The sequence below is a fragment of the Stenotrophomonas sp. NPDC077421 genome, from assembly GCF_049545505.1.
Lineage (GTDB): Bacteria > Pseudomonadota > Gammaproteobacteria > Xanthomonadales > Xanthomonadaceae > Stenotrophomonas > Stenotrophomonas nematodicola.
The window spans coordinates 77839-89168 of the sequence record NZ_JBMWDP010000014.1 but is presented as its reverse complement, the minus strand read 5'-3'; the positions used below and the strand labels follow the sequence as shown (position 1 = coordinate 89168).

Here is an 11330-nt window from a genome sequence, read left to right as displayed (position 1 = left end):
CGGAGAGCCTGCATGACCGCGCCAGCCAACACCGTCTCCACCATCATTCCGTGCCTGCGCTACCGCGACGCCCGGGCGGCGATCGCCTGGCTGCAGCGCGCGTTCGGCTTCGAACCGCAGGCGGTGTATGCCGATGGCGACACCGTCCACCACGCGCAGCTGGTCTACGGCCACGGCATGATCATGCTGGGCTCGGTGGACAACGGCAGCGCATGGGGACGCCACAGCGTGCAGCCGGACGAGGTCGGCGGCCGCCAGACCCAGAGCGCCTGCGTGATCGTGGCCGACCCCGATGCGCACCATGCGCGCGCGGTTGCCGCCGGGGCCGAGGTGGTGATCGCGATCGCCGACCAGGACTACGGTGGTCGTGGCTACGCCTGCCGCGATCCCGAAGGCTATCTGTGGTGGTTCGGCAGTTACGATCCCTGGCAGGCCCGCGCAGGCGGCGCATGAGCGCACCGCCCGGTCGTATCCGTACCGGCATCGGCGGCTGGGTGTTTCCGGCCTGGCGCGGCGGCATGTTCTATCCGCCCGGGCTGCCCCAGCGCGATGAACTGGCGCATGCCAGCCGCGCACTCGGATGCATCGAAATCAACAGCACCTTCTACCGCGCACAGAAGCCGGCGGTGTACGCCCAGTGGCGTGAGCAGACCCCGGCCGGCTTCCGGTTTTCGGCCAAGGCACCGCGCACCATTACCCAGACCCACGACCTGGGCACGGTCGGGGCGCGCGTGGATGCCTTCGTCGAGGGCATCGCCGCGTTGGGCGACCGGCTGGGCCCGCTGGTCTGGCAGTTCGGCGACAGCCATCCGGCCGACGCGGAGGCGTTCGACGCGTTCCTGCAGCGCCTTCCGCGCGAGGCCGGCGGCGTTCGCCTGCAGCATGCGCTGGAGGTGCGCAATCCGGCGGCGTGGACGCCGGCCCTGATCGCAACCGCACGTGGGCACGGCACCGCCCTGGTGTACAGCGGCTCGGCCGACTATCCCAGCTTCGCCGACCCCACCGCCGACTTCATCTATGCACGGCTGATGCATGCGCGCGGCAACCTGCGCGCCGGCTACCCCGAACGTGCGCTGGAACAGTGGTGCCTGCGCGCGATGCGCTGGGCGCGCGGCGAGGACAACCCCGACCTGCCGCATGTGGTTGCCGATGCACCGCCGGCTGTCTCCCGCGACGTGTATGTGGTGTTCATCGGCGCGGCCAAACAGCGCAATCCCGGCGCGGCGATGGCGCTGCGCGATCAGCTGCGGCGGGTCGGCGCCCCCTGAGCGCGGTGTGCCAGGCGGGCATCCAGCCGCCACAGCAGCGCCCCCACGGCAATGAACGCCGCTGCCACCACCGCCGCGTTGCGCGCGACCGTGGCCCCACCCAGCAGGCCCAGGTCCAGGAACGGATAGGGATAGTGGCCACTCCAGCGGCCGACCAGCAGGGCCCAGCCCAGGTACACCGCCGGGAACACCAGGGCGCCGCCCAGCTGGCGCCAGCGCAGGCCGACATGCGGCCCGGCCAGCCAGCCCAGCAGATACAGCACCGGCACGGCGGTATGCAGGCCGATGTCGGCCCACCACTGCCAGCCCTGCGGTTGCCAGAGCGGGCGCAGCACCAGCGCGTACACCAGCCCGGTGATGCCGATGTACAGCGCCACCGCGGCGCTGGGGGCAGGCGCGGCCAGGCCGCTCCGGCTGCCACGCAGCCGCGCCAGGCACACCGCCGCCACCCCGATGTTGCTGAGGATGGTGAAGTAGCCCAGCAGCCGCAGGGTGGCCTGGCCACTCCCGGCCTCGGCACCAACGGTCTGCAGCAGCAGGCCGTACTGCAGGGCCAGCGCTGCGACGGCGACCAGACCGGTGAGCGCGGCCCAGGCGCGCGCGGCCCCGGTCGGGGCCGGAACGGGGAGCAAGGCGTGGGGCGTCTCCATTGGCGCAGGATGCCATGCGGCGGCGGGGTGCTGCAGCAGGATCGCGATGACCGCGCGCTTCCCGCACAATATGCGGATGCCGATGACCGACACCCGCAAAGCGCTGCTGCAAATCCACTTCTGCGTGCTGTTGTGGGGCGTCACCGCCATCCTCGGCAAGCTGATCACCCTGCCCGCCCTGCCGCTGGTGTGGTGGCGCATGCTGCTGGTGGTGGCCATGCTCGCGCTGCTCCCGCGTGTCTGGCGCGGCCTGCGCCAGCTCTCGCCGACCCTGTTTGCCGGCTACTGCGGCGTCGGCGCGCTGGTCGCGCTGCATTGGTTGACCTTCTACGGCGCGGTGAAACTGGCCAATGCCTCGGTCGCGGCGACCTGCATCGCGCTCGCCCCGGTGTTCACTGCCGTGATCGAGCCCTGGGTGGCCAGACGTCCCTTCCAGCTGCGCGAACTGGCGTTCGGTATTGCCGTACTGCCCGGCGTGGCGCTGGTGGTCGGCGGCGTGCCCCACGGCATGCGCCTGGGCGTGCTGATCGGTGCATTGTCGGCCTTGCTGGTGGCGGTGTTCGGGTCCCTCAACAAGCGTCTGGTCAGCCATGCCGATCCGCTGACGGTCACCGCCCTGGAGCTGGGCGCCGGCACGCTGACGCTGACGCTGCTGGCGCCGCTGCTGCCGTTCCTGCTGCCGGCGCTGGCCAGCCCGTTGTGGGTGGTCCCCAACCTGCACGACGGTCTGCTGCTGCTGGCCCTGGCCGGCCTGTGCACGCTGCTGCCGTTCGCGCTGGCGCTGGTGGCGCTGCGCCATCTCAGCGCCTATACCGTGCAGCTGGTGACCAATCTGGAGCCGGTCTACGCGATCCTGCTGGCGATGGTGCTGCTCAGCGAACAGCGCGAACTCACACCGCTGTTCTACGCTGGCGTGGCGATCATCGTCGTCGCCGTGTTCCTGCATCCGCTGCTGAACCGCCGCAAGCCGGTCCAGCATCCGGAGCTCCTGGGCACGGCCGAAGCCCGCAACATCGCCGACTGACCGCCGCGGCGATTACCGCGCCGGCCAGCACCAGGCCGGTGCATCCAGCAGCCCCTGGCCCAGCACGCGCGTCTGGCTCATTTCCTTGTGCAGCCGGATCGCATGGCAGGCGGGCGCTTCCTGCAACGCGGCAATCAGACGGCTCGCGTGCGATACCACCCAGACCTGGCTGCGCACGCTGGCGGCGATGATCAGGCGTGCCAGCGCGGGGAGCAGATCCGGGTGCAGGCTGGTTTCCGGTTCGTTGAGCACCAGCAGCGGTGGCGGGCGCGGTGTGTACAGCGCGGCGATCAGCAGCAGGTAGCGCAGCGTGCCGTCGGACAGTTCAGTGGCGGCCAACGGGCGCAGCAGGCCGGGTTGCTGGAACGTCAGCGACAGGCGTCCGTCGTACGCGTCGATCCGCACCTGTGCGCCCGGGAAGGCATCGTCCACCGCGCCGGTCAGCCCGGCGACATCGCCGACCTCCACGATGGTCTGCCAGGCGGCAGCGAGATCATGGCCATCATTGGCCAGCACCGGGGTACGGATCGCCAGGCACGGCAGCCGCGCCGGCGCAGCCATGTCGGTGCGGAAATGGTCATGGAAGCGCCAGCACCGGATGTAGTCGCGCAACTGCATCACCTCGGGCATGCGCTGCGGATCGGCCAGTTGGGTGAACAGACTGTCGAACGCCGACAGCGGTTCCTCCAGCAGGTCCCAGCCACGCCCGGCGCGGCGACGCACCCGCGCGCCACGCCGTTCGATCAGGGCGTTGGCGCTGCGCAGGAACGGGCCAGCCCAGATGCACTCGGTCTTGATCCGGGGTTCCCGGTCGAACATCGACAGGCCCGGGACCGGCAGACCGAGATCGATCGCATACCCGAACGCCTCGGCCGAAAAACCCAGCTTCAGCGACACCGGATGGCGGCGCGCGGTGCCCTGCACCGGCACCTCCCCGGTACGCATGCGCCGGTCGATCTCTTCCGGACCGGCCCACAGCGCCGAGCCAAGCCCCCCTTCCCGGGCCAGCGCGGCCGCCACCCCGCCCTGCGCGGTTTCGGCCAGCAGGCGCAGCGCACGGTACAGGCTGGACTTGCCGCTGCCGTTGTCGCCGGTCACCAGCGTCAGGCGCTGCATCGGCACCACCAGCGCATGCAGCGAGCGATAGTGCGAGATGGCGAGGGTCTGCAGCATGGCGCGTCCTGACAGGAGGGAGAGCGCGCAGTGTGGAAGGGCGCGGTCGCAACGCCTGCGACCGGGCCGATGCCGTCAGGGGGCGTTGGCGGTGCGCCACAGCGCCGGCCATTCGGCCGCATCGTCGCCGCGGCAGGCCCCCATGTGCTCGTAGGCGAGCAGTGCAAAGGTGGTACCGGTCCAGCCCCAACGCGCGCCGCTGCCGCAATCGCCCATGCCGCGACCACGGCCGGAATGGGTAAGCACGCCGTCCTCGAACGCCGCCGATGTGACCATGTCCAGTCGCGCGCGCACACCCGGCAGCGTGAACGGCAGGGTCGGCGTCACACGGGTGGCGCGCGACGGATCGGCTACCGGCACCTGGAACACCAGGCTGGAGCTCTGGTAGGCGCCACGCAGGCACTCGATCAGCACCAGCGCGCGGGTATCGTCCAACGCGGCCGCTTCATCGAAGGCGTCGTCACCGCCGTGCTGGCTGCAGTCTTCACGCTGTATCAGGGCCGCCTGGCCGCGCCGCACCTGGGCGATCAGGCGGGCCTGGGTGGCCGCGTCGAGGACGGCCCGGGGCGGCGGCGCCAGCGCCACCCGCGGCAACGGCGCCGCGGCCGGCACCGTGCTGGCCGCCGCGGCACCTCGTCGCAGCAGCGCGGTGGTGCCGCCGAGGCGACCCTGGGTCTCATCGACCAGCAGCAGCGCGGCGCTCAGCCCGCCCAGCGGTATCGCGTCGCGCTCGCCGGCACCGAAGCGCAGCGACTGCCCATTGCGCACTGCATCGACGAACGCCTGTGCGTCGGCAAGGCCGCGCGTCCGGCGCACCACCCACTCCGCGCCGTCCTGCGTGCGCGCCCAGCCCGGTGCGGTCAGCGCCACGGCCTTGCCGTCGAGCCGCAGCGGCGCATTGCCACCGCGCGTGGGCAGCACCACGGTCACGTCAATGGCGCCCTGCGGGCCGGCATCCCGCTGCACGGTGATGCGCCCATCCAACGCTTCGGCAGCGCCGGAGACAACGCAGCGCGCGACGTTGTCGCAGGCCACCACCCAGTCCTGGAACTGGCGGTACACCGGCGTGGCGGCATGCGCGGGCAGCGCCGTGGCCAGGGCAACGGCCAGCAGCGAAACCACGGAAACAACGTTCATGAACATCCTTATTCGGCAGGCACGACGCGATTGCGGCCTTCGCGCTTGGCACGGTACAGCGCGGCATCGGCACGCGCCAGCGTCTGTTCCGCCGTGTCGCCCTCTCGATGGGCGGCCACGCCGATGCTGACTGTCAGCGGTATGCCCAGCGGCAGATCGGCCGCCGCCACGCGCAGGAACTCGCACTGCATTTCGGCCACGCTCAATGGCGTATCGGGCATCACCACCACGAACTCCTCACCGCCGTGGCGCGCGGCCATGCCACCGCCGGCGAAGGTGGCGCGCAGCAGGCGCCCCAGTTCGGACAGTACGTGGTCGCCGCTGGCATGGCCGTACAGGTCGTTGACGTTCTTGAAGTGATCGATATCCAGCAGCGCCACCGACACCGCGCGCGGCGCTCCGTTGGCATCGTGCAGCGCCGCATCGAGGAACGCGCCCATCGCGCGCCGGTTGGGCAGGCCGGTCAACGCATCGGTGCGGCTCTGCTCGGCAAGGTCGGCGTTCTGCCGTTCCAGCAGCGCGTTGTACTCGGACAGACGTTGCTCATACCACGCCCGTTCGCTCATGTGCTGCTGGATTTCGTGTGCATAGCGGCGCAGTTCCATCACCAGCGATACCTGCCGCGACAACGCCGACAGTGCCTGTAGACGTTCGGGCGACAACTGCCCGGGCGCGGCATCGAACACGCACAGCGTGCCCAACGGCAGGCCTTCGAAGCTGAGCAGCGGTGCTCCGGCATAGAAGCGGATGTGCGGGTCGTCGACCACTATCGGGTTGTCGAAGAAGCGCGGGTCTTCGCGGGCGTCCTCCACCACCATCACCTGGTCCGGCTGCAGGATGGCGTGGCCGCAGAAGGAGATCTCGCGGGTGGTCTGCGGCACATCCAGCGCCCGCCGCGCCTTGAACCACTGGCGGTCGCGGTCCACCAGCGTGACCGCGCCCATGCGCGTGCCGCAGAGCGCGGTGGCGATGGTGACCAGGTCATCGAAGGAGCGTTCGGCCGGGGTGTCCAGCACTTGATAGCGCAACAGCGCCTGCAGGCGCTGTTCTTCATTGTCCGGTCTGGACGGTTTGATCATGTGTCGGCTCCCGGCGAGTCGGTCGCAGTCTAGCCAATCAACGCCGGTGCCGGCGTCAGCGGACCCTCACCAATCCAACTGCTTGGGCAACAGCCCGCGCAGTTCGGCGTCGGTGAGGTTGCGCCACTGGCCCGGCTTGAGCGCGCCGATCTTGACGTTGTCGATGCGCACACGGCGCAGCTGGGTGACGCGGTAGCCGAACGCGGCGGCCATCAGGCGGATCTGCCGGTTCAGGCCCTGCTGCAGCACGATGCGGAAGCCGAACTTGGCGATGCGGCTGGCACGGCACGGCAGCGTGGTCTGGTCGTGGATGCGCACGCCGCGCGCCATGCCACGCAGGAACTCGTCGGTGACCGGTTTGTTGACCGCCACCAGATACTCCTTCTGGTGGTTGTTCTCGGCGCGCAGGATCTGGTTGACGATGTCGCCGTTGCTGGTCATCAGGATCAGGCCTTCGGAATCCTTGTCCAGGCGGCCGATCGGGAAGATGCGCTGTTCGTGGCCGACGAAGTCCACGATGTTGCCCTTGACCGCGCTTTCGGTGGTGCAGGTGATGCCCACCGGCTTGTTCAGGACGATATAGACGTGGCGACGGCCGCCGGGCTTCTTCGCCTCGCGGGTGCGAAGCGGCTGGCCGTCGACCAGCACCTGGTCGCCCTCCCCGACCACCGCGCCGGTGCCGGCGGGGATGCCGTTGACGGTGACGCGGCGCTCGCCGAGCAGGCGGTCGGCTTCGCGCCGGGAACAGAAGCCGGTGTCGGCGATGTACTTGTTGAGTCGGATGGTCATCCGCCCATTATCCGGCAAAGCCGGTCCCGGCTGCGGGTTTGCCTGCAATCGGGCTCACGCCGCCTGCGGATCGGGTTGTCCGGCCAGCGCCTCGGCGTCGAACACCTGGTTGCGCCCGGCGCGCTTTGCGCAGTACATGGCGTGGTCGGCACGGCGCAGCAGGCCGGCCAGGTCGTCGCTGTCGGCACGCAGCACCGCCAGACCGATGCTGGCCGACACGTTCAGGCCGGGGATGCCGAGCCCCGGGGTGACCGCGGCCACCTTCAGCCGAAGGTCTTCGAGCCGCGCCGCGGCGGCGGCACGGCCGGCACCCGGCAGCAGGACCAGGAACTCCTCGCCCCCCATCCGGATCACGTCGGCGTGGTTGCGCACCGAGGTCCCCAGCGCACGCGCCACGGCCACCAGCACCTGGTCGCCCACTTCATGCCCGTGCTGGTCGTTGATGTCTTTGAACAGGTCGATGTCCAGGAAGCCGATCGCCAGCGCCTGGGGCTGCACGCGCGCCTGCTCCAGGTACTGTGACAGCAGGCGCAGCCCGGCCCGGCGGTTGGGCAGGCCGGTCAGCATGTCGGTGTCGGCCAGCTGGCGCATCTCGTCGCGCTGCTGCCGCAGCCGGCCCAGGCGCAGGTTGAGCGCGAAGGCCGCCATCATCAGGAACCAGGTCGTGGCCACCTGCAGCGCTTCGATCCGGTAGGCGATGAGCCAGCGCGCACCGACCGCTTCGGCCACGATCAGGATCCACCACGGCAGCAGCGCGCCCAGGCCGGCCAGCGCCTGCGCATCGCCGCGCCACAGTGCCCAGACGCCCACGCCCAGGCACAGCACGCAGCCAAGCAGGTACAGCGTCTCCAGCGCGGCTGCCAGCGTTCCCAGCGCGGGCATGCCCAGCCAGGGCACGCTGCAGCCCACTGCGACCAGTCCCCACAGCACCGCGTGCTGCCAGGCGCGCGACCGCGGCCAGCGCCGGTCGCCGCCATTGAGGCGCCACAGAATCGGCAGCAGCAGCGCTTCGGAGAAGGCGGTCAACCCCACCAGCCACCAGGAGGCGCGGTCATGCACCGGCAGCCACGGCTCGGGGTAGCCGCTCAGCCCGCCGAGCACGGCCTGCCACAGCACGAACACCAGGCAGACCACGACGTAAAGGAGGAACAGGCGATCGCGCGTGGTGGCAAACCCCATCAGCGCCGACAGTGCCAGGGCGATCGCCACGGCAATGCACGCCGCACGCACCAGCAGGCGCGCGGTGTCGTTCTGCTGCACCGGGCTGGGCGCACCCAGCTGCAGGGTCGGCACCCAGCGCGCCTTCAGCGGCCGGGCCCAGGACACCACGATCGGCTCGCGGTCGCCGGCCTTGGGCACCACCACCATGCCGACGCCGGCACGGAAGCGCGAATCGCGGGTGCGGGCGTCATGCATGCTGCCGCAGACCTGGCGTTGGCCGTGGCTGATGCGCACCTCGCCCGACAGCACACCGAAGACGTCCACCGCCTGCGGCTCACCGGACCAGCCCTGCGCGGGTGCGGCAATCGACAGCACGTCCTGGTGGCGCGCCAGCACCCCCGGTGCACACGCCCGCTGCGGGGTCGGCTCGGACGTGGCCTGGCCCAGCAGCAGATAGTCCACGCCGGCCCGCGGCGCATCGGCCCGGGTGGGCCAGGCGCACAGCATCAGCACCACCAGCAGCAACGCCGCTACCGCCTGTTCCCCGCACCAGCCGTGCCTGCCTGTCACAACAACGTCCTGCCCGTGCTTCACGCCAACGCACACACCGTGCATCGCCCCTGGCGCGGATTATCGCAAGAACCGCCGCCACGGCGGTGATGACCCGGTCCGCACACCCGGGCACCGCCGCAGCGGGCGTCACGCCGGGCCGTGCGCGCCGTCGGACGCCGCCCCCGGGTGGATTGCCCACAGCCCCTGCTGGGTCATCCGCTCCAGTGGAATCGGCCGTTCGATCGCGTAGCCCTGCAGGCCCTGCACGCCCAGGTCGGCCAGTTGACGGGCCACATCGGCCGATTCCACCCATTCGGCCACCACCGTCATGTGCAGCTCGCGCCCCACTTCGGTGATGGCGCGCACGGCCGCGCGGTTGATCGGGTCGGACTCCATGTCACGCACGAACATGCCGTCGATCTTGAGCATGTCCGCCGGCAACTGCCGCAGGTAGCCGAACGAGGACAGCCCGGAACCGAAATCGTCCAGCGCCATCCGGCAGCCGCGCGCCTTGACCGCGTCGATGAAGCTCCGCGCCTGCGCCAGGTTGCTGACCGCGGCGGTCTCGGTGATCTCGAAGCACAGCTTGGTGGCCAGGCCGCGATTGCGCTCCAGCAGATCGGTCACGAACGCCAGAAAACTCGGCTCGGCGATGGATTGCGCGGACACGTTGACGTTGCACAGGCCGAGCAGCTTCACATGTGCCGGGCAGACCTGCAGGTGGCGGAACAGCAGCCCCAGCACGTGCCGGTCCAGCGCCATCGCCATGCCGTAGCGCTCGACCGCACTCATGAATTCGCCCGGGCCCTGCAGGGCGCCTTCGGGGCTGCGCATGCGCACCAGCACCTCGTAATGCAGGAAGCCCGGATCGCCAACCCGCTCGATGCGCTGGGCGTACAGCAGCATGCGGTTCTCGGCAATCGCGCTGGCCACACTCGACAACCGCTCGGCTTCCAGCCGGCGCTCGTCCAGCGCCATGCGGCTTTCATTGAAGCAGTGCACGCGGTTGCGCCCGGCTTCTTTGGCCGCGTAGCAGGCGCTGTCGGCCGCGCTCATGAGCCAGTTGACGTCCTGCGCTTCGGCGGTGATCTCGACCACGCCGATGCTGCAGCTCACCTTCGGCGCCCCCTCGCCGTGCTGGAAACTGACCTGTCCCAGGGTGCGGATCACCCGCTGCAGCACGCGCTTGGCTTCTTCCTGGCTGGCATTGGCCAGAAACACCGCGAACTCGTCGCCGCCCAGCCGCCCGACCCAGTCGCCTTCGCGGACCGCGCCCACCAGTTGGTCGGCGAACGTGCGCAGCAGCTGGTCGCCGGCGGCATGGCCGAGGCCATCGTTGACCAGCTTGAAGTAATCCAGGTCCAGGTAGCACAGCGCGTGCATGCCGCCGCGATCGCGGACGTCAAGCAGCGCCAGTTCGATCAGGCGCTCGATCTCGCGCCGGTTCACCAGACCGGTCAACGGGTCGTGGCTGGCGTGGTGCTCCACCTCGCGCGCCAGCGCATGGTTCTGCGACACGTCTTCGACAATCGCGAAGGCGGCCGGCTCCCGCCCGCGGGTATGCACCACCGTGCCGCTCCAGCGCCCCCACAGCAGGCCACCATCGGCGCGCCGGAAGCGCAGTTCGGCCGGCCGCAGCTGGCGCATCCAGTCAATCGCGCCGGTGCCGTCAACCACCAGTTCGCCCTCCACCAGCAGCTCCTGCAGCGACAGGTGCAGCAGGGCATCGCGGCGGTACTCGAGGATGTCGGCCATTGCCTGGTTGGCTTCGACCACGCGCCCGCCCATGTCCAGCTTGAGCATGCCGACGGTGGCCTGGTAGAACGCGGCGCGGAAGCGGCTTTCCTGCTCGATCAGATCGTTGCGCACCCGGCGCGCCAGCATCACCGCGACCACGGTGATCATCAGCACCGACAGCCCGCCCACCACCAGGGTCGTCATGCGAACGATGCCCGACGTACGCAGCAGCGACGCCGAGAAAGCCTGGGCCTTGGTACGCAGACTGACATCGAGCCCCTGCAGCCGCGCCTGCAGGGCGTCGTGCAGCGCCGGCGTCATGCCCCCACTGCCGTGCAGCGCCTGCGCCTGGTCGGCCAGCGCCTGCAGGTGCAACAGGTCGGCATCGGTCGTGCGCCACAGGCGGACCGCATCGCGGAAGTAGCCCAGGCGCCCGAGATAGCGGAACGAGACAATCAGCCGATTGACGTCACCGGGCGCATTGTCGCCGGCCAGGAAGCCCCGGCGCGCCCGCGCCAGGTCGGCGTCCGGCGCTTCCAGCGCGTGCCGCGCCTGCAGGTCGCCCAGAGGCACCGCCAGCGCCGCGCGCGCGTCGGCCAGATCGTCCGGATCGGCGGTGGCCAGGTAACGCGACAGTGCCAGGGTGGCGTGCTGCTGCGCCCGCGACCAGTGGCTCTGGCCGACGATCCACGCCGTCGAAGCGGCCTGCAGCTCCTGGATCAGGGCCGAAATGCCGACCAGACCGATCGCCATGCCGGTC

Annotated in this window: 10 protein-coding genes; 3 read left to right on the top strand and 7 right to left on the bottom strand. The window is 70.3% G+C overall.

Annotated features, from left to right (window positions below; translation table 11 throughout):
* Positions 1-12: 12 nt before the first annotated feature.
* Together ACPEH1_RS09850 and ACPEH1_RS09845 are read left to right on the top strand one after the other, a co-directional pair.
* Entirely contained in the window at positions 13-453 is a 441-nt protein-coding gene (locus tag ACPEH1_RS09850; RefSeq protein WP_423715717.1) for a VOC family protein, read from the top strand.
* Entirely contained in the window at positions 450-1268 is an 819-nt protein-coding gene (locus ACPEH1_RS09845; RefSeq protein WP_423715716.1) for a DUF72 domain-containing protein, read from the top strand. The genes ACPEH1_RS09850 and ACPEH1_RS09845 overlap by 4 nt, the downstream gene beginning before the upstream one ends.
* Here ACPEH1_RS09845 and ACPEH1_RS09840 read toward each other — a convergent pair.
* A complete protein-coding gene (locus ACPEH1_RS09840; RefSeq protein ID WP_229296445.1) occupies positions 1241-1900 on the bottom strand; it encodes a Pr6Pr family membrane protein in 660 nt (219 codons plus the stop codon). The two genes, ACPEH1_RS09845 and ACPEH1_RS09840, sit on opposite strands and share 28 nt — an antisense overlap.
* A 94-nt stretch (positions 1901-1994) precedes the next feature.
* On the opposite strand from ACPEH1_RS09840, the gene ACPEH1_RS09835 reads away from it, so the two are divergent.
* Positions 1995-2942, top strand: coding sequence for a DMT family transporter (locus tag ACPEH1_RS09835; protein WP_423715721.1), 948 nt, complete (start codon positions 1995-1997; stop codon positions 2940-2942).
* 12 nt (positions 2943-2954) lie between these two features.
* Here the strand turns inward: ACPEH1_RS09835 and ACPEH1_RS09830 are convergent, their stop codons facing one another.
* From ACPEH1_RS09830 to ACPEH1_RS09805, 6 genes are all read right to left on the bottom strand, one after another.
* Positions 2955-4115 (bottom strand): AAA family ATPase, encoded by a 1161-nt coding sequence (locus ACPEH1_RS09830; RefSeq protein ID WP_423715715.1) that lies wholly within the window; start codon positions 4113-4115, stop codon positions 2955-2957.
* Positions 4116-4190: 75 nt separating this feature from the next.
* On the bottom strand, positions 4191-5252 hold the full coding sequence (locus ACPEH1_RS09825; protein WP_165699759.1) for a DUF1176 domain-containing protein: 1062 nt from the start codon (positions 5250-5252) through the stop codon (positions 4191-4193).
* 8 nt (positions 5253-5260) lie between these two features.
* On the bottom strand, positions 5261-6331 hold the full coding sequence (locus ACPEH1_RS09820) for a GGDEF domain-containing protein (RefSeq protein WP_287256512.1): 1071 nt from the start codon (positions 6329-6331) through the stop codon (positions 5261-5263).
* 66 nt (positions 6332-6397) lie between these two features.
* On the bottom strand, positions 6398-7120 hold the full coding sequence (locus tag ACPEH1_RS09815) for a pseudouridine synthase (protein ID WP_017354731.1): 723 nt from the start codon (positions 7118-7120) through the stop codon (positions 6398-6400).
* A gap of 54 nt (positions 7121-7174) precedes the next feature.
* Positions 7175-8851 (bottom strand): sensor domain-containing diguanylate cyclase, encoded by a 1677-nt coding sequence (locus ACPEH1_RS09810; protein ID WP_423715714.1) that lies wholly within the window; start codon positions 8849-8851, stop codon positions 7175-7177.
* 129 nt (positions 8852-8980) lie between these two features.
* Positions 8981-11323, bottom strand: a complete 2343-nt coding sequence (locus ACPEH1_RS09805) for a putative bifunctional diguanylate cyclase/phosphodiesterase (RefSeq protein ID WP_423715713.1) — start codon at positions 11321-11323, stop codon at positions 8981-8983.
* Positions 11324-11330: the final 7 nt, after the last annotated feature.

Coding starts and splice junctions, on each gene's coding strand:
- ACPEH1_RS09850 (WP_423715717.1), top strand. CDS start 13: ATGACCGCGCCAGCCAACACCGTCTCCACCATCATTCCGTGCCTGCGC.
- ACPEH1_RS09845 (WP_423715716.1), top strand. CDS start 450: ATGAGCGCACCGCCCGGTCGTATCCGTACCGGCATCGGCGGCTGGGTG.
- ACPEH1_RS09835 (WP_423715721.1), top strand. CDS start 1,995: ATGCCGATGACCGACACCCGCAAAGCGCTGCTGCAAATCCACTTCTGC.
- ACPEH1_RS09830 (WP_423715715.1), bottom strand. CDS start 4,115: ATGCTGCAGACCCTCGCCATCTCGCACTATCGCTCGCTGCATGCGCTG.
- ACPEH1_RS09825 (WP_165699759.1), bottom strand. CDS start 5,252: ATGAACGTTGTTTCCGTGGTTTCGCTGCTGGCCGTTGCCCTGGCCACG.
- ACPEH1_RS09820 (WP_287256512.1), bottom strand. CDS start 6,331: ATGATCAAACCGTCCAGACCGGACAATGAAGAACAGCGCCTGCAGGCG.
- ACPEH1_RS09815 (WP_017354731.1), bottom strand. CDS start 7,120: ATGACCATCCGACTCAACAAGTACATCGCCGACACCGGCTTCTGTTCC.
- ACPEH1_RS09805 (WP_423715713.1), bottom strand. CDS start 11,323: ATGGCGATCGGTCTGGTCGGCATTTCGGCCCTGATCCAGGAGCTGCAG.